The 26,173-nt window shown below is 37.9% G+C and carries 24 protein-coding genes; 15 read left to right on the top strand and 9 right to left on the bottom strand.

What is annotated here, in order from left to right:
- On the top strand, positions 1-406 hold a 406-nt coding region (locus tag Q4D72_RS03650), incomplete at its 5' end, for a hypothetical protein (protein WP_303076085.1).
- 122 nt (positions 407-528) lie between these two features.
- On the opposite strand, the gene rlmD is transcribed toward Q4D72_RS03650, so the two are convergent.
- Complete coding sequence (gene rlmD / locus Q4D72_RS03645; RefSeq protein WP_303076084.1) at positions 529-1,938, bottom strand: 23S rRNA (uracil(1939)-C(5))-methyltransferase RlmD; 1,410 nt, start codon at positions 1,936-1,938, stop codon at positions 529-531.
- A 397-nt stretch (positions 1,939-2,335) separates the two neighbouring features.
- Between rlmD and bshA the strand changes: the two genes are divergently transcribed.
- The 7 genes from bshA (at position 2,336) to Q4D72_RS03610 (ending at position 10,178) form a co-directional block, all read left to right on the top strand.
- On the top strand, positions 2,336-3,472 hold the full coding sequence (bshA, locus tag Q4D72_RS03640) for an N-acetyl-alpha-D-glucosaminyl L-malate synthase BshA (RefSeq protein WP_303076083.1): 1,137 nt from the start codon (positions 2,336-2,338) through the stop codon (positions 3,470-3,472).
- Positions 3,473-3,492: 20 nt separating this feature from the next.
- Entirely contained in the window at positions 3,493-3,753 is a 261-nt protein-coding gene (locus Q4D72_RS03635) for a thiamine-binding protein (protein WP_303076081.1), read from the top strand.
- Complete coding sequence (pnuC, locus tag Q4D72_RS03630) at positions 3,737-4,405, top strand: nicotinamide riboside transporter PnuC (protein ID WP_303076080.1); 669 nt, start codon at positions 3,737-3,739, stop codon at positions 4,403-4,405. Before Q4D72_RS03635 ends, pnuC begins: the two co-directional genes overlap by 17 nt.
- A complete protein-coding gene (locus Q4D72_RS03625) occupies positions 4,381-4,950 on the top strand; it encodes an ATP-binding protein (RefSeq protein ID WP_303076079.1) in 570 nt (189 codons plus the stop codon). The genes pnuC and Q4D72_RS03625 overlap by 25 nt, the downstream gene beginning before the upstream one ends.
- Positions 4,951-4,990: 40 nt before the next feature.
- A complete protein-coding gene (locus tag Q4D72_RS03620; RefSeq protein ID WP_303076078.1) occupies positions 4,991-6,538 on the top strand; it encodes a DUF4301 family protein in 1,548 nt (515 codons plus the stop codon).
- A 105-nt stretch (positions 6,539-6,643) separates the two neighbouring features.
- Positions 6,644-7,687 (top strand): endolytic transglycosylase MltG, encoded by a 1,044-nt coding sequence (gene mltG, locus Q4D72_RS03615; RefSeq protein WP_303076077.1) that lies wholly within the window; start codon positions 6,644-6,646, stop codon positions 7,685-7,687.
- A gap of 118 nt (positions 7,688-7,805) precedes the next feature.
- Entirely contained in the window at positions 7,806-10,178 is a 2,373-nt protein-coding gene (locus Q4D72_RS03610) for a thiamine pyrophosphate-dependent enzyme (RefSeq protein ID WP_303076091.1), read from the top strand.
- 134 nt (positions 10,179-10,312) lie between these two features.
- Here the strand turns inward: Q4D72_RS03610 and Q4D72_RS03605 are convergent, their stop codons facing one another.
- The 3 genes from Q4D72_RS03605 to Q4D72_RS03595 all read right to left on the bottom strand — a co-directional run bounded on the left by Q4D72_RS03605 (position 10,313) and on the right by Q4D72_RS03595 (position 14,622).
- Positions 10,313-12,874: a phosphoenolpyruvate carboxylase gene (locus Q4D72_RS03605; RefSeq protein ID WP_303076075.1), complete on the bottom strand. Its 2,562-nt coding sequence runs from the start codon at positions 12,872-12,874 to the stop codon at positions 10,313-10,315.
- An 83-nt stretch (positions 12,875-12,957) separates the two neighbouring features.
- Positions 12,958-13,437: an Lrp/AsnC family transcriptional regulator gene (locus tag Q4D72_RS03600; protein WP_303076073.1), complete on the bottom strand. Its 480-nt coding sequence runs from the start codon at positions 13,435-13,437 to the stop codon at positions 12,958-12,960.
- Between the two features lie 96 nt (positions 13,438-13,533).
- Positions 13,534-14,622, bottom strand: coding sequence for a M14 metallopeptidase family protein (locus Q4D72_RS03595; protein WP_303076072.1), 1,089 nt, complete (start codon positions 14,620-14,622; stop codon positions 13,534-13,536).
- 168 nt (positions 14,623-14,790) lie between these two features.
- On the opposite strand from Q4D72_RS03595, the gene Q4D72_RS03590 reads away from it, so the two are divergent.
- Positions 14,791-15,261: a helix-turn-helix transcriptional regulator gene (locus Q4D72_RS03590; RefSeq protein ID WP_303076070.1), complete on the top strand. Its 471-nt coding sequence runs from the start codon at positions 14,791-14,793 to the stop codon at positions 15,259-15,261.
- Positions 15,262-15,766: 505 nt separating this feature from the next.
- Here Q4D72_RS03590 and Q4D72_RS03585 read toward each other — a convergent pair.
- Genes Q4D72_RS03585 through Q4D72_RS03570 form a run of 4 tightly spaced genes read right to left on the bottom strand, consistent with a single transcriptional unit; the run spans position 15,767 to position 19,134 of the window.
- Positions 15,767-16,276 carry an HAD family hydrolase gene (locus Q4D72_RS03585; RefSeq protein ID WP_303076069.1) on the bottom strand — a complete coding sequence of 170 codons (510 nt, stop codon included), beginning with the start codon at positions 16,274-16,276 and terminating at the stop codon, positions 15,767-15,769.
- Positions 16,257-17,039, bottom strand: coding sequence for a Rossmann-like and DUF2520 domain-containing protein (locus Q4D72_RS03580; RefSeq protein WP_303076068.1), 783 nt, complete (start codon positions 17,037-17,039; stop codon positions 16,257-16,259). The genes Q4D72_RS03585 and Q4D72_RS03580 overlap by 20 nt, the downstream gene beginning before the upstream one ends.
- Positions 17,040-17,045: 6 nt before the next feature.
- Positions 17,046-17,600, bottom strand: a complete 555-nt coding sequence (locus Q4D72_RS03575) for a hypothetical protein (protein WP_303076067.1) — start codon at positions 17,598-17,600, stop codon at positions 17,046-17,048.
- Positions 17,601-17,616: 16 nt separating this feature from the next.
- Complete coding sequence (locus tag Q4D72_RS03570; RefSeq protein ID WP_303076065.1) at positions 17,617-19,134, bottom strand: helicase HerA-like domain-containing protein; 1,518 nt, start codon at positions 19,132-19,134, stop codon at positions 17,617-17,619.
- 141 nt (positions 19,135-19,275) lie between these two features.
- Here Q4D72_RS03570 and Q4D72_RS03565 point away from each other — a divergent pair, with 141 nt between their 5' ends.
- From Q4D72_RS03565 to Q4D72_RS03550, 4 genes are read left to right on the top strand one after another with little or no spacing between them, the layout of a single operon-like run.
- On the top strand, positions 19,276-19,506 hold the full coding sequence (locus tag Q4D72_RS03565; RefSeq protein ID WP_018279119.1) for a hypothetical protein: 231 nt from the start codon (positions 19,276-19,278) through the stop codon (positions 19,504-19,506).
- Positions 19,507-19,553: 47 nt separating this feature from the next.
- Complete coding sequence (locus tag Q4D72_RS03560) at positions 19,554-20,138, top strand: Uma2 family endonuclease (protein ID WP_303076057.1); 585 nt, start codon at positions 19,554-19,556, stop codon at positions 20,136-20,138.
- A 17-nt stretch (positions 20,139-20,155) separates the two neighbouring features.
- Positions 20,156-20,740, top strand: a complete 585-nt coding sequence (locus Q4D72_RS03555) for a Uma2 family endonuclease (protein ID WP_303076055.1) — start codon at positions 20,156-20,158, stop codon at positions 20,738-20,740.
- 16 nt (positions 20,741-20,756) lie between these two features.
- Positions 20,757-21,320 carry a phosphatase PAP2 family protein gene (locus Q4D72_RS03550; RefSeq protein WP_303076053.1) on the top strand — a complete coding sequence of 188 codons (564 nt, stop codon included), beginning with the start codon at positions 20,757-20,759 and terminating at the stop codon, positions 21,318-21,320.
- Here the strand turns inward: Q4D72_RS03550 and Q4D72_RS03545 are convergent.
- Complete coding sequence (locus Q4D72_RS03545) at positions 21,317-22,198, bottom strand: PPK2 family polyphosphate kinase (RefSeq protein ID WP_303076051.1); 882 nt, start codon at positions 22,196-22,198, stop codon at positions 21,317-21,319. The two genes, Q4D72_RS03550 and Q4D72_RS03545, sit on opposite strands and share 4 nt — an antisense overlap.
- 164 nt (positions 22,199-22,362) lie before the next feature.
- On the opposite strand from Q4D72_RS03545, the gene Q4D72_RS03540 reads away from it, so the two are divergent.
- A complete protein-coding gene (locus Q4D72_RS03540; RefSeq protein ID WP_303076050.1) occupies positions 22,363-24,411 on the top strand; it encodes a cytochrome c biogenesis protein CcdA in 2,049 nt (682 codons plus the stop codon).
- Positions 24,412-24,503: 92 nt separating this feature from the next.
- On the top strand, positions 24,504-26,150 hold the full coding sequence (locus Q4D72_RS03535) for a S41 family peptidase (RefSeq protein ID WP_303076048.1): 1,647 nt from the start codon (positions 24,504-24,506) through the stop codon (positions 26,148-26,150).
- The last annotated feature ends 23 nt before the right edge of the window (positions 26,151-26,173 follow it).

Below are 26,173 nucleotides of genomic sequence, written 5' to 3'. Positions count from 1 at the left end.
ACTAAAAAACCTTTGTCAAAGTTTTGAAACTTTGACAAAGGTTGGCGTGCATTTATACGGCGGAAAAAGCACGCAACAACACATACAAAACTACCTTTGTAACTATCTGAACGTCAATACTGATAAAAACGCACGTCAGAAAATAAATTTCTTGACGTCAAGAAAAAAATTTCCTGACGTCAAGAAATTTTCGTGGAGACGTCAGGAAATTTTGAAACGTACGTACGGAATGAAAATGCAATCGGGTGCGGGCGTATGCAATACGCCCGTACAAACGGGACACTACTCGTACGGACGTATTGCATACGTCCATTATTTATCCAAAAACGTACTGAAAAACCTTTGTCAAAGTTTTGAAACTTTGACAAAGGTTGGCGTGCGGGTGAAAAATTTTTCGCCTACATAATGAAAATATAATCGGGTACGGGCGTATGCAATACGCCCCTACAACAGGGATACCACTCGTACGGGCGTATTGCATACGCCCCTACAACAGGAACGCCACCCGTATATTAAAAAATCAAAAAACTATCTTTTTTCTAAAAGCACCACGTTTTCAACGTGATGGGTTTGCGGAAACATATCCACAGCCTGTACTTTGGTTACTTTGTACATCGCGTCCATCAGTGCCAAATCGCGGGCTTGCGTGGCGGAATTGCAACTGACGTACACCACTTTTTCGGGTGCAATGCTGAGGATTTGTTGCACCACGTCTTTGTGCATTCCGTCGCGGGGCGGGTCGGTAATGATAACGTCAGGCGTTCCGTTTTGTGCGATAAACGCCTCATTGAAAACGTTTTTCATATCACCGGCATAGAACACCACGTTTTCAATTCCGTTGATTTGAGCGTTGGTCTTGGCATCGGCAATGGCTTCCGGAACAGCCTCTACACCAACCACTTTACGTGCTTTTTTGGCTACGAACTGGGCAATGGTTCCCGTTCCCGTATAGAGGTCGTACACCAGCTCTTTGCCCGTAAGCCCTGCAAAATCGCGTGCCACCTTATAGAGTTCATACGCCTGAGCCGAGTTGGTCTGGTAAAACGATTTGGCATTGATTTTAAACCGCAAACCTTCCATTTCTTCAAAAATACAATCGTTGCCTTTGTAACAAAAAATCTCTTGGTCGTAAATCGAATCGTTTGCCTTTCCGTTTATAATATATTGAATGGAAGTGATTTGCGGGAAGGTATCGGCAAGAAAATCAAGCAATAACTCTCGTTTTGGTTTGTTTTCTTCAAAAAATTGAATGACCACCATAATTTCACCGGTGGAAGCTGTACGTATCATCATTGAACGCAGGAAACCGGACTGATTTCGGGGGCTGTAAAAAGGCATTTCGTGCTGTAAGGCGAAATTTTTTACCGCCAAGCGTATGGCATTGGAAGGGTCGGCTTGCAGATGACATTGCTTGATATCCAGAATTTTATCCCAAGCTCCGGAAATGTGAAATCCCAGTCCGTTGCGATTGTCGATGCTTTCGGCTTGTTGGATTTCTTCGGGCGTAAGCCAACGGGTGTCGGAGAAGGAAAATTCCATCTTATTGCGATAAAAATAAGTCTGCTGTGAGCCTAAAATCGGTTGCATCTCAGGGAGTTGAATTTTCCCAAGTCGTTTTAAATTATTTTCAACTTCTTGCTGTTTATAAAAAAGCTGATTTTCGTAGCTCATATTCTGCCACTTACAGCCGCCACAATAGCCGAAATGCTCGCAAACGGGCGTTGTGCGTTTCTGTGATTTACGGTGTATTTTCGTTACAAAACCCTCATAATAAGCGGTTCGCTTCTTGGTGGTTTGCACATCTACTATATCGCCCGGCACGGCATCGGTCAGGAAAATAACGCGTCCGTCGGGGGCTTTGGCAATGCTTTTACCTTTGGCACCGGCATCGATGACTTCAATATGCTCAAATGTTATGTTTTTGTTTTTTCGTCCCATAGGGGGCAAAGATACTACGAAAAGCCGAAAAAGAAAACTACCCAACCACTATTTTTGCTCCGGCAACGGATATATTATAATATGGTGACGGGTGTATTGCATATGCTTGCACGTTTAACCTTTGGCAAAGTTTTGGAACTTTGCCAAAGGTTTTTTAGTACGTTTTAAAATTTCCTGACGTTTCCGTAAAAATTTCCTGACGTCAAAAAATTTATTTTCTGACGGATATTTTTCAACGGATATCCTACTAAAAATTAAGCCATAAACCGCCGAAAAATAATTTATTTGAGTATTTTTTTGATTTTTTGCTATCCGTTTTCTGTTTTTTTTGTACTTTTGGAAATTGTTTTCTTCAAGGAAACGAGATAAATCACTCATACAGTATATAATAGAAAAGATGAACATAGCAATCGTATGTTACCCGACTTTTGGCGGAAGCGGAGTAGTAGCAACCGAACTGGGACTGGCACTGGCTCGCAAAGGGCACCAAGTGCATTTCATCACGTACAGCTATCCGGTGCGTTTGGATTACTTGGAAATGAACATTCATTTCCACGAGGTTCACGTAGAGGAATATCCGCTCTTTCACTACCAACCGTACGAATTGGCACTTTCCAGCAAGATGGTTTCGGTCATAAAAGCGTATAAAATAGATGTACTGCACGTGCATTATGCCATTCCGCACGCGTATGCCGGATATATGGCAAAGCAAATGTTAAAAAAGGAAGGCATTGACATTCCGATGATTACAACCCTTCACGGAACCGACATCACGCTAGTAGGGAATCACCCGAACTACAAGGAAGCCGTTACGTTCAGCATCAACGAATCGGACGTGGTTACTTCCGTTTCAGAGAGTTTAAAACAGGACACTCTGCGCCTCTTCAATGTTCAAAAGGACATTGAGGTCATTCCGAATTTTATTAATATGGAAAAAGATGCCTCGTCAATGCCGTGTAAACGCTCGGTAATGGCGCGCAGGGAAGAGCGTATCATCACGCATATCAGTAACTTCCGTAAAGTGAAACGCATTCCGGATATTATCGATGTATTTTATCGGGTGCAGCAACAAATTCCGTCAAAGCTGGTAATGGCGGGCGACGGGCCGGAACGTGAATTTGCCGAAGACAAGTGCCGGCAGTTGGGCATCAAAAACAAAGTTCTTTTCTTGGGAAATACGTTAGATGTTGACCGACTTTTGTGTGCTTCCGACCTGTTTTTATTGCTCTCCGAATCGGAAAGTTTCGGGCTTTCAGCCTTGGAGGCGATGGCGGCGGGCGTTCCCGTAATTTCCTCAAATGCAGGCGGTTTACACGAAGTAAACGAAAACGGTTTCTCGGGCTTTTTGAGTCCGATTGGCGATATTGCCGATATGAGCAAAAATGCCGTTTACATTTTGGAAGACGAAAAGCGCTTGCAACAATTCAAAAAACAGGCAAAAATTTCAGCTGAGCGCTTCGATGAACGCAAAATTATCCCGATTTACGAGGCACTGTACGAGCGAACCATTAAAAATACGCACGCAAAAAAATAACCATTTTAACTTTATTACAGATGAAAATTTCAGTAGAACTGACATTCAGTCCTTTACAAGATGATTTTGAAGCACCTATCATTCATTTTATTAAAAAGTTACGAGCTTCGGGCTTGAAAGTAATTGAAAATCCGTTGAGTACGCAAGTTTATGGCGACTATGACAAGGTGATGCACTTGCTTTTGGTTGAAATTAAAGAAGCCTTTGAGCTTGTTCAACGCGGATTGATGTATGTAAAAATCGTAAAATCAGACCGACACGATTATGAACCTCATTTCTGATTGGTTTTTCGCTCAGTACAAAGGTGTTGATACGTACTTGGTTGTGCTGGAAATCGTGGGCGTAATCTTCGGATTGTTAAGTGTTTATTTCAGTAAAAAACGTAACATTTGGGTATATCCGACGGGGATTATCAGCACGGTTATTTTCGTGTATTTACTTTGGGTGAGTCGCCTTTTCGGGGATATGCTCATCAATTTTTATTACACGGTTATGAGCGTTTACGGTTGGGTGCTTTGGGCAAAAAACAGCAAGGACGGCGACCATCTGCACGTTTCCGTTTCTCGAATCACGGGGCGTGACGGCTGGGTGAGTTTGGCATTGGCGGCATTCAGTTGGATATTCGTAACGGGCGTGTATTTTTTCAAACCTTACATCAATAACGGATTTTCATTTGAAGGAATTTCGGTTGGCTTTCAGCATTTTACTTGGGTAGATTGGACGGATATTTTCACGACTTCGGTCTTTTTGGTCGGAATGTGGCTAATGGCAAAACGAAAAATAGAAAACTGGATTTGCTGGATTATCGGCGATGTCATTTCCGTACCTTTGTATTATCATAAAGGACTCGTATTCAGTTCGTTTCAATATTTTATTTTTACAATTATAGCCGTTTTGGCTTATTTCGAATGGAAGAAATATTTAAACAAATAGAAAGCAATGTCGTTCGCGTGGCGTTCGTAGGACCCGAATGCACGGGCAAAACAACGCTGTGCCAACATCTTGCCAAGCAATTTCAAACCCAATGGGTGCCCGAATTTATGCGTACATACCTGCAAAAAAAGTGGGACGAAAAACAGCAAACTTGCACTTGGGATGACCTGATTCCCATCGCGTTAGGGCAAATTTCTGATGAGAACAAACGCATCAAAAAAGCAAATAATTTTATTTTTTGTGATACAAATTTGCTTGAATTAATGATTTATTCGTATATTTACTACGGAAAATCGCCTTTTCAAATTGAGAAATATGCACTTGAAAATCAGTATGATATTTTATTTTTAACCCATATCGACGTTCCGTGGCAGGCTGATGATTTACGTGACAAGCCCAACGAAAGGGAATTTATGTTGAGTGAATTTCAGCGAATACTTGACAAACACGGAAAAAAATACATCAATCTGAAAGGAAATTTGACAGAGAGAATTCATACAGTTACGGAAATATTGAACGATTTTCAGAAAAACAAGCTGAAATGAGCATTATTTCACTAAAACTGATATAAAAAATAGTAAAAATATGAGCAAACTTACACAAAATGATGAAAAGTTGTTAATCCAAAAAGGAATTACAACCGAAATGTTAGAGCAGCAAGTGGCTTTATTCAAAGAAGGAATTCCGCCCATTGAGTTGCAGGCAGCCGCAACCATCGGCAACGGAATCATCTCATTTTCAAAAGAAGAGACCGCCAAATATGCCGCCATCTACCAAAAAAAGAAGAAAGGAATTTCTATTTTGAAATTCGTTCCGGCTTCGGGGGCAGCTACCCGAATGTTTAAATCGCTTTTTGCGTTTAAAGACAATTTTAATCCTGAAAAAGAGTCATTTAAGGCGTACGTAAACCGAAAAGGCGACAAAGAAATCGAAACTTTTTTCAACGGATTGGAAAAATTTGCTTTCTATCCCATTTTGATGGATTACATTGCTAAAAATATCCCTGATTTTCACACACAAAATGAAGATAATCAAAAACATAGCATTGTTTCCATACTGCTTGGCGAAAACGGATTGAATTACGGAAATCTTCCGAAAGGGCTGTTGCCTTTCCATAAACATTCCGAAAAAGTGGTAACGGCATTTGAGGAGCATTTCCGCGAGTCGGTAATGTATGCTTCGGGTGAAGACCTTGCTCATTTGCATTTCACTATTACTGAGCAACATACCGATGCGTTCAATAAAGAATTAAACGAAATTAAAGACAAACTCGAAACGCGTTACAACACCAAATTTGACGTGAGTTTTTCGTATCAAAAACCCAGCACGGACACGGTTTCGGTAACGGAAGACAACGAATATTTTCGTGATGAAAACGGCGAATTGCTTTTCCGTCCGTCGGGTCACGGGGCTTTGCTGGACAATCTCAACGAAATTGACGCCGATGTTATTTTTATAAAAAACATTGATAACGTGGTAGTTAAAAAATACACCGATGAAACTGTTTTCTATAAGGAAGCATTGGCGGGAAAACTTCGCGAAGTGCAATCGGAAGTATTTCACATTCTGAAACGCATTGAAAACGATAAAGTTAAGAAAAAAGAAGTTAAAAAAATACTGAATTTCTTAAAGGAAATTAATATCTATGTACCTGATTATCTGTATAAATTCAGAAGACGTTACGCTTTGGAGTTTATTGCAGAACAGCTCAATCGCCCAATTCGCGTATGCGGAATGGTAAAAAATGAGGGCGAACCGGGTGGAGGTCCTTTCTGGGTGAAAGACGCCAACGGAAACATCAGTCTGCAAATCATTGAATCGGCACAGGTGGATTTAAGCAACCCCGAGCAGAAAGAAATTTTTGCACAATCCACGCATTTTAATCCGGTTGATTTGGTTTGCGGAACGAAAAACTTCAAAGGAGAAAAATTTGATTTACAACAGTTTACCGACCCAAAACAGGCGTTCATCACCGGAAAAACCTATATGGGAAAACCGCTGAAAGCCCTCGAACGTCCCGGACTTTGGAACGGCTCAATGGCAAACTGGATTACCCTTTTTGTTGAAGTTCCGTTAATTACCTTTAATCCGGTGAAAACCGTAAATGATTTGCTGAAAAAAACACATCAGTAATCAACTGATTATAAGATGATTTGGAGATTTTGAGCGAATTTTATGTTTGCTTCCTTTTTATAAATTTCCAAATCATCTCGTTTTAATTTTTTGAAATTTTAAGAAATGTATCTGAAAAAAATTGTACTTGCCATTTCCGTTATCGGATTGATTATTTTAGGGGTTTTTTCGTATTTTGTGTACAACGCCGTTTTGAGTCCGAATACGAATTTTCAGGAAGACGAAATCACAGTTTTCATCTCGTCGGGTTCTGATTTTGATGATGTTACGCATAAAATAAGTCCGTTTTTGGCTGACGTAAACACTTTTGTGCGGGTGGCACAGCAAAAAAAATATGTCGGTGGCGTAAAGGCGGGAAAATACATCATCAAAAAAGGAAGTAGTAACAATGACATTATCAATACGTTACGAAGTAAAAATACACCCATTAAAGTTACCTTCAACAATCAAGAACGATTGGAAAATCTGGCAGGACGTATTGCCCAACAAATTGAAGCAGATAGCGTTTCATTGTTGAATGCTTTTTTGGATAGTAACTTCCTGAAAGAGAATGATTTTACTCAAAAAGAAGCCATTGCAATGTATTTGCCTAATACGTACGAATTTTTTTGGAATACATCTGCTGAACAATTCAGAGGTAAAATGCTGAAAGAATATCGTCGTTTTTGGAATCAGGAGCGAGAGCAAAAGGCTAAAAATCAAAATCTTAATCCGAAGCAGGTAGGTGTTTTGGCTTCGATTGTGCAGAAAGAAACTGCCCAAACTTCAGAACGGAGTAGGGTAGCGGGTGTGTATCTTAACCGATTAAAATCTAATATGTTACTACAAGCCGACCCGACCGTAATTTTCGCTATAAAAGAACACACAGGCAATTACGACACCATCATCAAAAGGGTTTTGAACCGAGATTTGGAAATTGATTCGCCTTACAACACCTATAAATATGCGGGATTGCCGCCGGCTCCCATCACAATGCCCGATGTTTCATCAATTGAAGCGGTGTTAAACCCTGAAAATCACGATTTTTTTTATTTCGTGGCTGACATAGAAAAGCCCGGATTTCACAAATTCGCACGTACTTATAATCAGCATCTTATCAACAGTAAGGCGTATCATCAATGGATAAATTCACAAGGAATTAAGCGGTAAATTTTAAATATAGCAAAATAGCTTAAATTTTTCATCAAATTTTGGATATTTCATAAAAGTACGTTATCTTTGAAAGCTAATTACGTTTTTAATTATGACAAAAAAAAATACAACAAATATATCAAGAAACAACACATTAAAAGATTATAAAATAGCCCTTATCAGCAGGGAGTGTAGTGTTTTGGGTAGGGCAGAGGTTCACTCCGGAAAAGCCAAATTCGGTATTTTCGGAGACGGAAAAGAAGTCCCGCAATTGGCTATGGCACGGGCTTTTAAAGACGGTGATTTCCGCAGTGGCTATTATCGTGACCAAACCTTTATGATGGCAATCGGAGCGTTTTCCGTTGAAAACTTTTTTGCCGGACTTTATGCACACGCCGATATTGAAGCTGACCCGACAAGTGCCGGACGCCAAATGGGCGGGCATTTTTCAACCCATAGTTTGGACGAAAACGGAAATTGGAATAACCTCACAAAACAAAAAAACAGCAGTAGTGACATTTCGTGTACGGCAGGACAAATGCCTCGTTTACTGGGGCTTGCACAGGCTTCAAAAATATATCGTGAAGTACCCGAAACACGAAATAGTTTGTTTTCAAACAACGGAAATGAGGTGGCGTGGGGCACCATCGGAAACGCCAGTACCAGCGAAGGGCATTTTTTTGAAACCATCAACGCTGCCGGTGTAATGCAAGTGCCGATGGTGATGTGCGTTTGGGACGACGCCTACGGAATTTCGGTTCCTGCCAAGTACCAAACCACCAAAGAAAGTATTTCGGAAATTTTAAAAGGATTTCAACGTGATAAAAACCACGACGGATTTGAAATTTTCGTGGTTAACGGTTGGGATTATCCTGCTTTGATTGAAACTTTTGAAAAAGCCGGAAAAATTGCCCGCGAAAATCACATTCCGGTGCTCATTCACGTAACGGAACTCACACAACCTCAAGGACATTCCACCTCAGGCTCACACGAACGCTATAAAAGCAAAGAACGATTGGCTTGGGAGAAGGAATTTGACTGCAACCGCAAAATGCGTGAATGGATTTTAGAAAGTAAATTAGCCACTGAACAAGAACTTCTTGACCTTGAAGCACAAGTCAAAAAAGAAGTGTTGGAAGGAAAAAAACGTGCCTGGCAGGCTTATACGCTTCCGATTAAAAATGAGCGGAATACCCTTGTCAAAATAATTGATGATATTTGCAGTCAAGCAAATAATAATTTACACGAAATCAAAACTATACGAGATAATTTGGTTTCCATAAGTTATCCCATTCGGAAAGACATTGTAAGTGCCGGACGAAAAATACTCCGATATGTGGGGGCTGAAAACAATTCTGCCGTTGTTTCACTCAAAAAATGGCTTGCCGTTTATATGGCTGAAACACAGGTTAGATACAGCAAATATCTTTATACCGAAAATGAACAAAATCCTGTTTTCATAAAAGAGGTTCCGCCTGTTTTTACTGAAAATTCGCAACAAGTTGATGGGCGTGTGGTGCTTCGTGAAAATTTTGATGCGTTGTTTGCCAAATATCCTAACGTATTGATTTTTGGAGAAGATACCGGAGCAATTGGCGATGTAAACCAAGGATTGGAAGGCTTACAAAAAAAATACGGTGAAAGCCGCGTTGCTGATGTAGGCATTCGGGAAACGACCATCATAGGGCAGGGTATTGGTATGGCAATGAGGGGATTACGCCCAATTGCCGAAATTCAATATTTGGATTATATTCTTTACGGATTGCAAACCCTCAGTGATGATTTGGCTTCATTGCATTATCGTACCTTTGGGCGACAAACGGCTCCGATGATTATCCGAACGCGCGGACATCGGTTGGAAGGAATTTGGCATTCGGGATCACCAATGGGGACTTTATTACACACATTACGAGGTGTTTACATTTTAACACCACGTAATATGACCAAAGCTGCCGGATTTTATAACACTTTACTGGAAGGCAATCAGCCCGCCGTGGTTATTGAGTGCTTGAACGGATACCGCCTCAAAGAAGAACTCCCAAGTAATCTCGGGGAATTTAAAACGCCTATCGGTGTGGTTGAAACTATCAAAGAAGGAGAAGACATCACGTTAGTTTCGTATGGTTCCACGTTACGCATTGTAAGCCAAGCCGCCGAGGAATTGGAACGCTTTGGAATTAACGCGGAAGTAATTGACGTTCAGTCACTTTTACCTTTTGATTTACAGTACAATATTGTCAAAAGTCTTATCAAAACAAACCGATTATTGGTCATTGATGAAGATGTTTCAGGCGGTGCATCAGCATATATTTTACAAAAAATTCTAGAAGAACAAAACGGATACCGTTATCTGGACAGCGCTCCACAAACGCTCACGGCAAAAGATCATCGTCCGGCGTACGGAACTGATGGCGATTATTTTTCAAAACCAAATATTGATGATGTTTTTGAAAAGGTATATGACATTATGCACGAATCCAATCCGGTTAAATATCCTAAATTCAGATAAATACATAAAAACCTTTATACATAAATATAAAGGTTTTTTTAATTTTTTAAATTTTCTATTTTACATAATATAAATTATAGTACAAATTGATGTGATAAAAAATCACTCGGTTATTGAGTGATTTTTGTTATTATTTATGCCGAATTTCTGCTAGCGTTAATTGCTCCGAACATTGAACGCATTATCATTTTTTCATAAATGGTAATCAGTTCTTTGTCAGCTATTTCCTTAACTTTTAGCAAGGCATATTGCTGAATTGTCAAAAGCGGTAAAACCATTTTTTCACGCAAATCAATTGAGGCTTTTCCCGCTTGATGATTTTCCATCAAATTGGTATAACCGCTGAGTTTCAAAAGCATTTTTTGCGTTAGTTCAAACTCGTTGTAAATGATTGTCCAAAATGCGCCAAATTCAGCATCATTACGCATATATTGAGTTAATTTAAAATTCGATTTTGTTAAGCTCATCATACTGTTTTCAAGTAAAGTCCTGAAAAACAATGAGTTTTTATACAACTGACAAGCTTTGTCAAATTCACCTTTATCCTCAAGATGTTTTAATGCCGTTCCCACGCCGTAAAATCCCGGTACGTTTTGTTTGAGCAAACTCCAACTACCTACAAACGGAATGGCTCGTAAATCGCTAAAATTCAGCTCGTCAGACTGTGAACGTTTACTCGGGCGACTGCCGATGTTTGTCTTGGCGTAGTACCTTAATGTGCTAACCCGCTCTAAATAAGGGATAAACATCGGGTGATTTTTAAAATCGGAATAACTTTGATAACTAACGGTTGCCAATTCCGAAATTATTTTTTTATCGCTTTCGGAAAGCATCGTATTTTCATTATTATCAAAAACTTTGTTGTTAATACCCGCACTAAGAAGCTGTTCCAAGTTATATTGTGAGGATTCCAAGGTTCCGAAATTAGAGCTAATGGTCTGTCCTTGAATGGTTAGCTGGATTTGTTCGGCTTCAATGTTTTTGCCCAATGAGGCATAAAATTGATGCGATTTTCCGCCGCCACGTGCCGGTGGTCCTCCCCTTCCGTCGAAAAAGATTACTTTGATTCCGTTTTTACGCGCTATTTCAGTGAGTTGTTCTTTTGCCTGATAAATACTCCAATTCGCCATTAAATAACCGCCGTCTTTTGTTCCGTCAGAAAAACCTAACATAATGATTTGCATATTATTACGTTTTTCCAAGTGAGCTTTGTACAACGGATTGGCATAAAGTTCTTGCATTACGTCGGCTGCTACAGTAAGGTCATTTATGGTTTCAAAAAGCGGAATAATATCAACGGACGGATTTTCCCAATCACACAAACGAATCATCGTCAGAATTTCAAGCACGTTTAATGAACTCTGATTATTGCTGATTATGTAGCGATTAGCACCGCGCTCACCATTGAGTTCTTGAATATCTTTAATCGCGTAAATGCTTTCAATGGTTTGCTTGGTTAAATCGTCTGTAAAATCATTGGCGTTGAGCGTTCCGTGTGCATTTTTTAACGATTCAAGTTTTTCAGAAGGAGAAAGTTTTCCATAGTTTTCAGGCAGTATTTTTCCTTTTAAAGTTATTGCAATATCCTGAATTACAGAATTATGCACTCTTGAATCTTGGCGAATATCCAAAGTTGCGAAATGAAACCCGAAAACGGTAATTTTATGCAACAAATCATCTATTTGATCAACAAAAAGCGAATGATATTTTTCAGTGAGAATTTGTCGTATTTGTTTGAGTTCCTCCACAAATTCCGCACGTGAAATAGAATCATCTTTTTGTAAAAAACTAAGATTGTACAGCTTGGTTTCCAGCTCATTAATCAAAGGTTCTACTTCGGGGAAAGTTAATCGTCTTTTGATTAAGCGCAAATCTTTATAGTAATTTCGTATAACGGAACGCCTCAGGCGCTCGGCAACTTTGCGCGTAATTTCGGCTGTAACAAACGGGTTGCCGTCACGATCACCTCCGGGCCAAAAACCTAATTCAATAATCTGGTTATTTATTTGACTGTCTTTGAATATATTATGGTAAATATATTTATAAATTCGTGCAATGGAATGATAAAAAACATTTTCCAGATACCAAATCAAATTCACGGCTTCATCATACGGCGTTGGTTTTTCTTTTTTGAAAAAAGGTGTTTTGCCCAGTTGCGCCAGTAAATTCTTGATGGTCATCAAATCATCTTTTTTAATGGCATCAGCCAAATCGGTAATAATGCCCAAGACGGCTCCGGGATAAAATTGCGTAGGGTGAGCCGTAAGCACCGGACGGACTTTGGCATACCGCAAATAGGCTTTTAATTGTTCGGTTTTTTCCTGTGATTCAGCCTTTTCACGAACGTTTCGTAGGGTCCCGATACCGTCCATATTCGTAACAATCGTAAAACTTGCATCTTCAATTGCATCGAATAGAACTACCTGTCTTTCAATATATTGTATAAATCTGAAAAGCAAATCATTTTTTTGTTTTTCAGTTGGATTTTCTAAATATTTTGCGAAAAAATGATCAACTATCTCGGCTGGCGACAAATTTTGATCATAGCCCTTAATGCACATTTCGTTAAAAAGCGGTAACAGCGTCCCTGTGTTTAGCACTTCCTCATACGGAAGCGTCATCAAAATACCGTTGTAAATCTGATATTTACTCAAAACACTTTCATTGAATCGCTCTAATTTGGTTTTTCTTAACATCGTTAAAATTCTTTTTTATTACGAAAAAAAATCCTCTTCAATCAATGATTTCAAGAGGATTTAATTTTATATTATTAATTGATTTACAGCTCTTTAAAAACAGTATGCATCAATCGTTTTTTATCGTTGATGGTTTCTTCCAAAGAAATCATACTTTCAGTGCGTGACACCCCTTGAATGTCATCAATCATATAAATAATTTCTTTGGCGTGCTTTGTATCGCGTGCGCGAATTTTGCAAAAAACGTTGTATTTTCCAGTGGTAACGTGTGCCACTGTTATGTAAGGAATTTCGGTCAAGCGTTCAAGAACAAACTGAGTTTGATGGTTTTTTTCAAGAAAAATGCCCACATAAGCCACAAAAGTATAGCCCATTTTTTCGTAGTCAATGGTTAAAGTTGAGCCTTTGATAATGCCCGATTCTTCCATTTTCCGAACGCGCACGTGCACCGTCCCTGCCGAAATATTCAACATCTTAGCAATGTCAGTGAACGGTGTGCGTGTGTTTTCTATCAACAAATCCAAAATCTGATGATCAATTTCATCAAGTTTAAATCTTCCCACTTGCATATCTTATACTATTTAATTTCCAAATGCAAAGTAAATATTTTTTTTCGATATATTCAAAAAAATTTCGTTTTTTTTCAAAAAAAAATAAAACTAAACACTTTTCTGTTGATATTTCTTTAAATTTAGGCTCTTTTCAATGTCTTTTTTGTGGATTTTATTGGTAAAAATAGCTGATAATTTTTCTTCCATATGCCCATAGTAGTTTTTCAAATTCCCTATTTCGGCAATATAAGGTTCAAAAATAATTTTATTACTTACCAAATTTTCACGAAATAAAATGCCTACGTCGGTTGTATTTCCGTTTAAATCGTCTCGTAACAATACATCAAAAAATAATGTATCGTTTTCAGGAATATTAAAATACTGTTCCTTTTTTACATTTGTAAAATTATCTTTTTCAATATATTTTAGGGCTGTAACAATGGATAATGCAATGTATTTTCGGGTTTCTTCACGATTGTAATCATTTGGGTAAAACCCTGATTCAAAGAGGATTGTAGGGGTACCCAAGTAAGTATACATATCCCCCGTGCAGTTAATATTAAAACTGTCATCGAAGCGCCCAACTTGATTAGGGATATACATTTGTAACATTTCATTCATTACCTCAATAACTTCCATCGCCTTTTGCCTTACTGCATTTATATCGCGATTTTCATTAAATGAAGGGGCTAAAAATGAAACCGTTGCCGGATTTTTGGTTTTTCCGGCACTAAAAATGGTACGTTGGTCGTGCAAGTTAAAACAAAAGTCGGGCTGAACCAAGTTATATGCTTTTCTAAGGCACTGGCTTTCAGGCTGTGAAAGCGTAAATGCGTCTCTATTTAAATCTACTTCGTTGGCGTTTACCCTTGTGTAACGTTCAGCTCCGTCAGGATTCAGCATCGGAATAAAATAAATGCTTAAATCCTTTAAAATGAATGATTTTCCAATCATATTCAGAACATCAAACAAAGCTTTTGTTGTAGTAGACTCATTACCGTGCATTTGTGACCACATCAAAACTTTTTTTGATCCTACACCCTTTTGATAAAGCATAATAGGAACACCTTTTACGGAATGTCCCAAAGGAAAAATACCATCAAAATGATGCTTATCTAAAAGAGGAGAAATCATTGAAAAAGTGATATATTTCCCTTTCAAAGCCTCTTCTTTATTGTATTTATATTGCTGATTCATAATTTTTTGTCAAAGATATGAAAATAAATTTTTATTGCAAAAATAAAATATATCACATTTGTAAAAACACAATTATTCACTTTTGTAATGTTATGGTTTGACAGAATTTGTTTTTTTCAAATGTTTGTTTTACATTTGTAGTTTAATTAATTTTAACTCTATTTTACAATGGTAAACACATCTGATTTTGTTATGAGGCTGCAAAAAGTAATGGATTATTACGGATTAACTTCCTCAGCATTAGCTGATAAGCTTAATGTTCAAGCCTCAAATATTTCGCATTTACTCTCTGAACGAAATAAACCAAGTTTGGATTTTATCTTAAAACTTACAGAGCGATTTCCTGAAATTGACATTTATTGGATAACACAAGGTAAAGGTGTTTTCCCGAATATTACTGCAAAAAACGATTCTGTTCTTAAAAAAGAACAATTTGTTCAGGCAAATTTATTTAACGATGAACCTATTGCTTCAAATAGTTCGGAAAAAACAGAAATAAATGAAATTAAAAGTGTATCCACTGATAATCAAATCGCTATTAAACTTTCAGAAACAAAAACACGTAAAAAAGAAATCTATAAAATTGTATTTTTTTACACAGACAACAGCTTTGAGATTTTTGAAAATACACAATTGTAAAATTCATATTGCTTAGATTAAATTCATTTTATGCAAAGGTCAAAGAAATCACACTAAATTTCACGAAATCGTGATTCTTTTACCTTGTAATTTTTTAGTTTTTCTATATATTAAAAAAATTTTCAAAAAATATAAGAAATAACTTTTATATATTTATACAAAATAAATAACTGGTTTTTAATATTTTAAATGTGTTTATTTAAAGTAATACATCAAATTATTTAACAATTTAGAAATATATGATACTTTGTCATTTATCAAATTAATTTCTGATTAACCTATTTAGAAAATGTTGATAATGAGTATTTTATATTGATGTTTAATAATTATTTGCTTTTCAGTTATCATCAAATAAAGTTTAATTAAAGTAATACTTCACTTTTGTTTATACAAATAATTAATAACCAGTATTTTGTATAAAAATTGGTTTGGTTTTTCAGTTAAGAAAAACCAAACCAATTTCAATATGCTTATAGACTTTGAATCTTTTTTTATGATAAAAATTTTAAAAATCCCAATCGCCTCGTGCTTTTAACACTTGTGTAATTACATCTCGTACGCAACCTTCTCCCCCATTCAAATGCGAAATATAATCCGCAACGGCTTTTACCTCAGGAGCTGCATCTTGCGGACAAGTAGCCAAACCAGAATATTGCATCGGCGAAATATCGGGCAAATCGTCTCCCATGTACAAAATTTCTTCCTTTTTTAGGCCTTTTTTCTGCTGATATTCCAAAAAAGAATCCAATTTGTGCTGTTTTTTCATAAAAATATCAACAATTCCTAAATCTTCAAGCCTTTTTTTAGCTCCTTGATTGTTTCCTCCTGTGATAATACACATATTATAGCCTTTATCCAACGCCAATTTCATTGCAAAACCGTCTTTCACACTCATACTTCGCAATAATTCGCCTTCATTGGTAACTAAAACTTGTGCATTTGTCAGCACTCCGTCGATATCAAAGACAAAAGTGGTGATGTTTCTCAAAAATTCTTTATAACTTTTCGCTTCCATAGGTTTTTAATATTGAATTTGTTATGATTTTATAAATTTCTTTTTGGTTTGAATCAAGCAACTGCAAGTGATTTTCAATGGTTTGCTTGTCTCCTCGTCGGGCTGGCCCTGTTTGAGCCTCAAAAGCGGTTGTTTTTTGTAATTTTTCAAACGTTTGAGCCAATAACGGTTGTAAAATTTCAAACGGAATGTTATGTTTTTCACAAATTTCCTGACCAATATGTATTAAATGATTGGAAAAATTATTGGAAAAAACCGCCGAAATATGCAAAATTTTCCGTTGAAAACTATCAATTTCGTAAATTTTTTCTGTTAAAATTTCTGCTAAAATGCGTAATGTTTTCAAATCCGATGAACTTTTAGCTTCTATACATAAAGGAACAGACTGAAAATCAATAGGTAATTCTTTTGAAAAGGATTGCAACGGATAAAAAACACCTTTTCTGTTTTTATCACTCAAAACGTTTACATCTGTATTTCCGGAAGTATGAACAACTAATTTTCCCGAAAAAGGCAGTTTTTCAGACACTTCAAAAATCGCAGCATCTTTCACTGCAATTATGCAAACATCAACAGGCTTTAAATCTGTTACATTTGTAATTTTATCAATTGTAAACTGCTCAAAATGAGAAGTGAAGCTACTTCTGTTACAAAGTTGCTTCACTTCTATTTTATTATTTTTATAAAAAGCATTCGCCAAATGAAAGGCTACATTACCACCCCCAACGATGCTTACCGATAATTTTTGACGCTTGTTTTCCATCAGAATTTATAAATCCCAATTGATGGTTATTCGCATTATTTTCGCCTCATCTTCAATGTCGTTTTTCGTAATATCCGACGAAAGTCCAAAATTATTATTCTTCAAAAAAGATTTATCAATCGTAAAATAATAATTCTTGTCGTTGGGCGTAATTAAAATACTTTTTAAGGTGTGTTCTATCTGAAAATCAGCGTATTTATCTTTAATGTCCTTATAAGTGCTCACCAACGAAATACCTTCTTCGGTGGTGAAACGCGGGTCTAAAATCAAAATACTTTCGGCAACTTTTTCGTTATTGGCGTTGGTTGCCGGCGTTATTTCAAGTAATCCGCTTCCGCCTTTTTCAAAAACGATAATCCGTTCGGTGCTCGCATAACGGAGTTCCCCTTCAAAAGTGGTGTTCACAAGCGAATCTTTGGCGTAAATAGAATCCAATTTTGCAACGGGCGTATTCTTCTCTAACACCCCTACTCTATCCTTGGTTATCAGGAATTTAGTATCCGTTTTTTTGCACGCCACAATACTTACAAGGGCTGATAGTAGTACAATATATTTCTTCATATTAAATTTTACAACGTTATTTTTTCATTACTTTACTTAAAACTCCGAAAACGCCACGTATAAAAGTAGCACTGGTTACCATTTTCAACAACGGATTTTGAGCCGTACTGCGTTTGGTTGTTTGGCTTGCTTGTCGCTGTTTGGAAGGTTGTTCTTTTTGGGCTTCGGCTTGATTGTTTATTTCAGCTATCTTCTTGTTTAACAGCTCATAAGCACTTTCACGGTCGATAACCTCATTGTATTTTCGCACCAATTCGGAATTGTTTACCAAATTTTGAATTTCAGCATCCGACAAAATATCCATTCGGCTCATTGGTGCACGTAACATTGTGGCTACCAACGGTGTAGGAATCCCTTTCTCATTCAAAACAGTAACGAAAGCCTCACCCGTCCCTAATGAGGTCAGCACTTCGGTGGTATTGTAAAATTCCGAAATCGGGTAATTTTCAGCTGTTAATTTGATGGCTTTTCGGTCTTTGGCTGTGAAAGCCCTGAGTGCGTGCTGCACTTTCATTCCCAATTGCGAAAGTACCGCATCGGGCACATCGGTTGGGTTTTGCGTACAGAAAATCAATCCGACCCCTTTGGAACGGATTAATTTCACGATATTTTCAAGCTGATTTAACAAGGTTTTGGAAGCTTCGCTGAAAATTAAGTGAGCTTCATCGATGAAAATCACCAATTTAGGCTTTTGTAAGTCGCCTTCTTCGGGGAAAGTGGAATAAATTTCGGCGAGCAAACTGAGCATAAACGTGGAGAACATTTTGGGGCGGTCTTGAATGTCCGTCAAGCGGATAATGTTCACGAAACCGTTTCCGTTTTTGTCCCTCCGTAGTAAATCTTGCGGTTCGAAACTTCTTTCTCCAAAAAATAATTCGGCTCCTTGATGCTCTAATTCAACTATTTTTCTGAGAATGGCACTTGTTGATGTTTTGGCAATCGCACCGTATTCTTTCTCAAAATCTGCCTTTCCTTCTTCAGTGGCGAATTGCAATATTTTTTTCAAATCCTTTAAATCCAACAGCGGATAACCGTGGTCATCGCAATATTTGAAAACCACGGCAAGCACGCCTTCCTGCACGTCGGTCAAATCCAAAATACGGGAAAGTAACACCGAACCAAATTCGGAAACCGTTGCCCGCATTCGGGCTCCTTTCTGTTCGGAAATAGTCAGTAATTCCACCGGAAAATCCTGTGGTTCAAATGATAATCCGATTTTTTTATGTCGTTCGGTAATGAAGGATTTTTCCTCACCTGCCGATGCCAAACCACTCAAATCGCCTTTCAAATCCATCAAAAGTACGGGGACTCCGTTTTTTGACAAATTTTCGGCAATAACTTGCAACGTTTTGGTTTTTCCCGTTCCGGTGGCTCCCGCTATGAGTCCGTGACGATTCAGCGTTTTCAAAGGAAGATTAACCAATACATTTTCAACAGGTTGCCCTTCAAACATAGCCCCGCCCAGCGTGATGTAATCACCTTTGCAAGCATATCCGTTTGTAATGGTTTCTTTAAAAGATTCTATTTTGCTCATCTGTTTTTAGTTCATAAAAATACAAGCAACAAAGGTATGATAAATAATGGAAAATAAAAAATTAAGCCCCAAAAATTTGTTTTATAAACACAATTCGCCTATTTTTGCAAGTAATAAATAAAAATCATCAAATACAACATTATGAGCAATTTTCCTAAATTTTTATTGGGAGACAACACCGATTTTCCTGATGCTATTTTCGTAATTCACACCGAATATCCGCGTTTTGTACTGAATTTAGAAACCGACGAAGTAGAATGGCTGGAAGAATTTGACGAAGAAGACACCAAAGAGCTTGAAACAGAGGCTGAAAACCTCATTCAGCAAGCCAACGAATTTTACGAACGGGAGATTGACCGTTACGAAGGATAACTTTTTTTGACAACACACCTTTTATAAAATAGTAATACATTTTAGTTATGGCTACAATCACGAATATCAATCAGTTAGATGTGGCAAACGGCGTTTACACCTATGCCGATTATTTGCTTTGGAAGTTTGAAGAACGCGTGGAACTTCTCAAAGGAAAAATTTTCAAAATGTCGCCTGCACCGAGTTTGAGGCATCAAAAAATATCAATGAATTTGAGTGGATTGTTATGGCAGTTTTTCAAAGGAAAAAAATGTCAATTATTTTCTGCTCCATTTGATGTTCGACTGCCCAAAAAGAACGAAAAAGGCGACCAAATTCACACGGTAGTTCAGCCCGATTTGTGTGTAATTTGCGATGAAAACAAATTGGACGAACGCGGTTGCATTGGTGCTCCTGACCTTATTATCGAAATTCTTTCGCCCGGAAATTCCAAAAAGGAAATGAAAAATAAATTTGAATTGTACCAAGAATCGGGCGTGGAAGAATATTGGATTGTAAATCCAACGGACGAAAACATCTTGGTTAATGTTTTGGAAGACGGCAAATACAGAATCTTGAAACCCGTTGTAGATGAATACATTACATCGGTTCGTTTTCCTGAACTGAAAATCCACACTTCGGATATTTTTTAACACAAAAAAGAATTATTATGGCTACTATCACCAATATCAATCAGTTAGATATAGCAAATGGCATTTACACCTACGCCGATTATTTGCTTTGGAAGTTTGAAGAACGCGTGGAGCTTCTCAAAGGAAAAATTTTCAGAATGTCGCCTGCACCGAGTGTAAAACATCAAAAAGTTTCTTCGGCACTACACGGAGAATTTCACATTTATTTCAAAAACAAAAAATGTCAATTATTTTCTGCTCCGTTTGATGTTCGATTGCCCAAAAAGAACGAAAAAGGCGACCAAATTCACACGGTAGTTCAGCCCGATTTGTGTGTAATTTGCGATGAAAACAAATTGGACGAACGCGGTTGCATTGGTGCTCCTGACCTTATTATCGAAATTCTTTCGCCCGGAAATTCCAAAAAGGAAATGAAAAATAAATTTGAATTGTACCAAGAATCGGGCGTGGAAGAATATTGGATTGTAAATCCAACGGACGAAAACATCTTGGTTAATGTTTTGGAAGACGGCAAATACAGAATCTTGAAACCTGTTGTAGATGAATACATTACATCGGTTCGTTTTCCCGAACTGAAAATCCATACTTCGGATATTTTTTAACGTATTTTAATATGCTATGTTAGAGTACATTATCGAAAAAGACAAAGCATTTCTCCTATACCTCAATGGGTTAGGCTCTGAGCAATGGGACGATTTTTGGTTGTTTATAAGCCATAAATTGTCGGCTTTGCCTTTGTATTTATTACTTCTTTTTTTCTGTTTTAAATGCTTCAAATGGAAAAAAACACTACTGATTTTACTTTGTGTAGTACTAATGATTGTTTCTACCGACCAGTTGGCAAATCTTTTTAAATACGGATTTGAACGCCTGCGTCCGTGCCACGACGACAGCCTGATTTCACAAATGCGTTTGGTGATTTGTGGCGGTAAATACGGCTACTTTTCGGCTCACGCAGCCAGTTCAATGGCGGCGGCTGTCTTTTTTGGCGGCTTATTCCGTAAGAAAATAAAATGGCTGCTCCCCGTGTTGCTTTCGTGGTCATTTTTAGTGGGTTACAGCCGAATTTATTTAGGAGTTCACTTCCCCGGTGATGTGCTTACGGGTTTCATCATAGGCGGATTTTTAGGACTTATTTTTTATAAAATTTTAGTATATTTCTTTACAAAATACAAATATTAACATTCGTTTTGCAACTGTTTTTTGTATTCTTCGAGTAAAGTTCGGTCTTTTTCGTTTAGATTTGGATAAGTGATGTTGGTGTATTGCTTGAGCGTTTGCCATAAAATTTTGGCTACCAACAAACGTGCTGCGGGTTTGTTATCTGCCGGAATTATGTGCCAAGGCGCTAATTTTGAAGATGTTTTATTAATTGCTTCTTCGTAACAAACCTGATATGAATCCCAAAGTTTGCGTTCTTGCAAATCATCGGGCGAAAATTTCCAATTTTTTGAAGGCGTGTTTAATCGTTGCAAAAGTCGGCGTTTTTGTTCCTCTTTCGAAAGATGTAAAAAGAATTTGAAAAGAATCGTGCCGTTTTGCACCAGATGTTTTTCAAAATTTCGGATTTGCTCAAAACGTTCTTCCCAAAAATCTTTTGTAATATCCTTAATATCATTTATTTTCGGAATATTTTCGTTTAAAATATATTCAGGATGCACACGAGTCACAATCACATTTTCATAATGTGTTCGGTTAAAAATCCCAAATTTACCCCGCTTTGGTAAGGCCACATAATGTCGCCATAAAAAATCGTGTTGCAATTCGGTTTTTGTAGGGGTTTTAAAGCTATGAACCTCAATACCTTGACTATTAAATCCTTTAAAAACATCACGAATAAGGCTGTCTTTGCCCGAAGTGTCCATTCCTTGAATGCAAACAAGCACGCTGTATTGGTTATTTGCATATAAAATATCTTGAAAATCAGCTAACTTCTCACTAATTTGTTTCATTTTGTTTTTCAGTTGTTTAGCTGTTTTTGAAAAATCTTCATACGTAGACATACTCGCCAAAGTAATGGGATTTTCAACACGATACAATTCCGTATTTATTTTTTTCATAAAATTATTTTTGTTTCCGCAAAAATAATGATTTCTTCCGAAAAAGATAAGCTCTACCCTCAATAAATTAACTTGTATGTAAAAATAGTCATTAAAATTCTGAAAATTCATTCTTTTTTATTAAATTTGCGGTCTTGTACATAACAAAGTATCTTTATTAGACAATGAAAAAAATAATAACTCTCGTATTTTTGGCGGTGTTTACTGCCCTAAATGCACAGATTCACGACCCTGTAAAATGGGAGACCAAAGTGGAAAAAATAACTGAAAATGAGTTTGTTTTAACAGCAACAGCCCTAATTGAGAAAGGTTGGAAACTCTATTCACAACACGTTCCGCCACAGGGTCCCGTTCCCACTTCTTTTGAGTTTGTAACCAACAAAGATTTTGAATTGGTTGGCAAAACCGAAGAAGTAGGCACTATCAAAAAACACGATGCCGTTTTTGATATGGAAATCGGTTTCTTTTACGAAAAAGCCGTTTTTAAACAACGTATAAAAACAACCAAACCTTTGCAAGTAGTTAAAGGTACGGTTGAATTTATGGTTTGTGATGATGCCAATTGCTTACCGCCGGATACGGTTGATTTGGAGTTTGTTTTCACTGCCGACAATGCAAGTGCAAACGTTTCGAGTGCTTCTGCAATTTCTGCCGGTGTGGTTGCTCAAACTCAAAATGAGCAAATGGCTATCCCAACCGAAAAAGAAGAAATGGTAACAACCCCAAAGGAAGAACAACCCGTCACTAAACATACTGAAAATCAGAAATCTGAAAGCAGAGGACTTTGGACAATTTTTTTTATTTCGTTTTTATCGGGTTTTGCCGCTCTTTTAACACCCTGTGTATTCCCGATGATTCCGATGACGGTAAGTTACTTTACCAAACAGAGTAAATCAAAAGCCAAAGGGATTAAAAACGCCGTTTTATACGGGCTTTCCATCATCGTGATTTACGTGATTTTAGGTTCGGTCGTAACGGGTATTTTCGGTGCCGACGCCCTGAACGCCTTGGCAAGTAGCGTGGCTTTTAACATCATATTTTTCATTATTTTGGTGTTTTTTGCCGCATCGTTTTTGGGAGCTTTTGAGCTTACGCTTCCCAGTTCGTGGAGTACGAAAATTGACGCCAATGCCGACCGTAGCGGATTGGTAGGTATCTTTTTTATGGCACTGGCGTTGGCGGTGGTATCGTTCTCTTGTACGGGTCCTATCGTGGGTACGTTACTTGTTGAAGCCGCCTCAAAAGGAGGTATCGCCCCCATCGTAGGTATGTTTGGCTTCTCGCTTGCCATAGCGTTGCCTTTCGCCATTTTTGCCGCTTTCCCCGGTTGGTTAAACTCACTGCCAAAATCGGGTGGTTGGCTCAATACGGTGAAAGTTGTTTTGGGTTTTTTGGAGTTGGCGTTGGCTTTCAAATTCTTGTCAAATGCCGATTTGGCGGTGCAAGCCCACTGGTTGGAGCGCGAGGTGTTTTTAGCCATTTGGATTGCCATTTTCGGAGCTTTGGCATTTTACCTATTCGGAAAAATCCGCTTGCCACACGATTCGCCTGTTGAAAGCATTTCGGTAGGCAGATTGAGTTTGGGCTTGGTTTCGCTTATCTTCACCATTTACATGATTCCGGGGCTTTGGGGCGCACCTCTAAACTTAATTAGTGCCTTTCCTCCGCCGCAACATTATAGCGAATCGCCTTATGGTGTGGGATATACCAAAACGGGAAGTGTCTCTTCCGTTTCCCAAGAAGACCGGCTTCCGGAAGGAGCACATCTGCTTGAACCTCACAACATTTTGGCTTTTGACGATTACCAAACGGGAATTGATTACGCCAAAAAAGTAAACAAACCTATTTTGCTGGATTTCACCGGCTGGACGTGCGTGAATTGCCGAAAAATGGAACAAAACGTATGGGCAAAACCACACGTGCTTGATATTTTGAAAAATGACGTTGTTTTGATATCGCTTTATGTTGATGACAAACGTCCACTACCTGAAAATCAAGTAGTTGAGTCGCAACTAAAACCTGGTAAAAAAATTAAATACATCGGGCAAAAATGGAGCGAATTCCAAACCCTTCGGTATAAAGCCAATTCGCAACCGTTCTACGTGCTTATGAACCACGATGAAAGCAATTTGATTGCCCCTATCGGATACACTCCCGACGTGGACGAGTTTCATAATTGGCTTAAAACGGGCGTGGCTGCATTCAGCAAATAAAAAAGAAGTAAAATTATAAAGAAAACGAGACGACCTTTCTTGCTGGGAAGGCGTCTTGTTTTGTAATATTCAGTCAAAAATTTTCAGTTTTAATGAAAATAAAAACCTACATAATCCCTGTCGTGTTAGGAAGTGTGTTGGCTGTTGGGCTATTAACGGGTAAATTGTTATCCGATTGGCGCCAACAATCATTACCGCCTCCCCTACCCGTTCCTGTTGCCGATACAATTACCGAGGAAATAAGTCAGAGTAAAGCAAAACTGGAAAAACTCATTGATTATATTGAAAATCAATATGTTGACAGAATAGACACCGACAGCATCGTTGATTTAACTGTAAACGGAATTTTAAACAAATTAGACCCACATTCCACTTATATTTCAAAAGCTGACATTCAGTATGTTACTGAAAATATGAACGGAAAATTTGTGGGTGTAGGCGTTACGTTTTATATGTACAACGATTCCATCGCTATTATAAAACCCATTGAAGGAGGCGATGCACAAAAAAAAGGTATCGTACTGGGTGACCGTATTTTAACAGCAGGAAAAGACACGCTCTTCGGTAAAAATTTATCGGCTGAAAAGGTCAGAAATCTTTTAAAAGGCGAAATTGATTCAAAAGTGGATTTAACCGTATACCGAAAAACCAACGACAGCCTGTTTACTATCCCGATTGTACGAAATTATATCCCCATAAAAAGCATTGATTGTTACTACAAGGTGAACGACACGCTTGGATACATACGATTGAGCCGCTTTGCCGAAACCTCACATCAAGAATTTACATATGCAGTAAAAGAACTTGAAAAACAAGGCATTAACAGCCTTATTTTAGACTTACGAAACAATACCGGTGGGCTGTTGCATATGGGAATACGTATTGCCGATGAATTTTTGGACAAAGACAAAATGATTGTTTTCACCAAAAATAACCGTAAAGAAATCGATGAAACGTACTCCACCGATGGGGGGCTTTTTGAAGACAGAGCTATTTTTGTGCTGGTAAACGAGCAAACCGCATCGGCAAGTGAAATTGTGGCAGGTGCTTTACAAGACAATGACAGAGGCGTTATTATCGGGCGAAGAACCTTTGGTAAAGGACTGGTACAGAGTGAAATGCCCCTACCGGATGGTTCGGCAGTACGCCTGACAACGGCACGTTATTTCACCCCGACGGGGCGTTCCATTCAAAAACCATATCACTTAAAAAATAAACGAAGTTCCCAGATTGATAACAGCAAAATACACGATTCATTGAAATTTTATACGCCTAACGGAAAAACGGTTTACGGCGGTGGCGGCATCTACCCCGATGTGTACCTTCCGACAGATATGAAACCCGAATCGTACATCATTCACGAGGTACTCAACTCAGGATTAACAAGTTACTTTTTATTTGAATATCTTGACAACCACCCCGAACACAATGTAAAACCCACAAAATCAGATTTTATTGCAAATTACCGTATTTCAAAACAAATGCTCACGGCTTTTTCAAAATTCCTATCAGGACGAAAAATACACATTGATTTTAAGTGGAATAAAGACGAAATTTCAAAATACTTAAAAGCAAATTTGGCTGAAATTTGGTATGATGACAACATCGCCGGAATGATTCGTAATCAAGGTGATTTTTACATTGAAAAGTGTTTGTATCATTATAAAGGTGGCGAACCTCCCGTTAAAACAACCAACCCGAAAAAGAAAAAACAACGCCGAAAAAAAAGCAATTCATAAAAACAAAAACGGGAATGACTCAA

Origin of the sequence: Capnocytophaga sp. (assembly GCF_030532915.1) — a bacterium.
Classification (GTDB): Bacteria; Bacteroidota; Bacteroidia; order Flavobacteriales; family Flavobacteriaceae; genus Capnocytophaga.
Note: the sequence above shows the minus strand (reverse complement) of the source record. Positions and strands in the feature narration are given on the sequence as shown.

Bases quoted from the DNA above. Each gene is read 5' to 3' on its own strand.
- rlmD (WP_303076084.1), bottom strand. From the start codon at position 1,938: ATGGGACGAAAAAACAAAAACATAACATTTGAGCATATTGAAGTCATC.
- bshA (WP_303076083.1), top strand. From the start codon at position 2,336: ATGAACATAGCAATCGTATGTTACCCGACTTTTGGCGGAAGCGGAGTA.
- Q4D72_RS03635 (WP_303076081.1), top strand. From the start codon at position 3,493: ATGAAAATTTCAGTAGAACTGACATTCAGTCCTTTACAAGATGATTTT.
- pnuC (WP_303076080.1), top strand. From the start codon at position 3,737: ATGAACCTCATTTCTGATTGGTTTTTCGCTCAGTACAAAGGTGTTGAT.
- Q4D72_RS03625 (WP_303076079.1), top strand. From the start codon at position 4,381: ATGGAAGAAATATTTAAACAAATAGAAAGCAATGTCGTTCGCGTGGCG.
- Q4D72_RS03620 (WP_303076078.1), top strand. From the start codon at position 4,991: ATGAGCAAACTTACACAAAATGATGAAAAGTTGTTAATCCAAAAAGGA.
- mltG (WP_303076077.1), top strand. From the start codon at position 6,644: ATGTATCTGAAAAAAATTGTACTTGCCATTTCCGTTATCGGATTGATT.
- Q4D72_RS03605 (WP_303076075.1), bottom strand. From the start codon at position 12,874: ATGTTAAGAAAAACCAAATTAGAGCGATTCAATGAAAGTGTTTTGAGT.
- Q4D72_RS03595 (WP_303076072.1), bottom strand. From the start codon at position 14,622: ATGAATCAGCAATATAAATACAATAAAGAAGAGGCTTTGAAAGGGAAA.
- Q4D72_RS03590 (WP_303076070.1), top strand. From the start codon at position 14,791: ATGGTAAACACATCTGATTTTGTTATGAGGCTGCAAAAAGTAATGGAT.
- Q4D72_RS03585 (WP_303076069.1), bottom strand. From the start codon at position 16,276: ATGGAAGCGAAAAGTTATAAAGAATTTTTGAGAAACATCACCACTTTT.
- Q4D72_RS03580 (WP_303076068.1), bottom strand. From the start codon at position 17,039: ATGGAAAACAAGCGTCAAAAATTATCGGTAAGCATCGTTGGGGGTGGT.
- Q4D72_RS03575 (WP_303076067.1), bottom strand. From the start codon at position 17,600: ATGAAGAAATATATTGTACTACTATCAGCCCTTGTAAGTATTGTGGCG.
- Q4D72_RS03570 (WP_303076065.1), bottom strand. From the start codon at position 19,134: ATGAGCAAAATAGAATCTTTTAAAGAAACCATTACAAACGGATATGCT.
- Q4D72_RS03565 (WP_018279119.1), top strand. From the start codon at position 19,276: ATGAGCAATTTTCCTAAATTTTTATTGGGAGACAACACCGATTTTCCT.
- Q4D72_RS03560 (WP_303076057.1), top strand. From the start codon at position 19,554: ATGGCTACAATCACGAATATCAATCAGTTAGATGTGGCAAACGGCGTT.
- Q4D72_RS03555 (WP_303076055.1), top strand. From the start codon at position 20,156: ATGGCTACTATCACCAATATCAATCAGTTAGATATAGCAAATGGCATT.
- Q4D72_RS03550 (WP_303076053.1), top strand. From the start codon at position 20,757: ATGTTAGAGTACATTATCGAAAAAGACAAAGCATTTCTCCTATACCTC.
- Q4D72_RS03545 (WP_303076051.1), bottom strand. From the start codon at position 22,198: ATGAAAAAAATAAATACGGAATTGTATCGTGTTGAAAATCCCATTACT.
- Q4D72_RS03540 (WP_303076050.1), top strand. From the start codon at position 22,363: ATGAAAAAAATAATAACTCTCGTATTTTTGGCGGTGTTTACTGCCCTA.
- Q4D72_RS03535 (WP_303076048.1), top strand. From the start codon at position 24,504: ATGAAAATAAAAACCTACATAATCCCTGTCGTGTTAGGAAGTGTGTTG.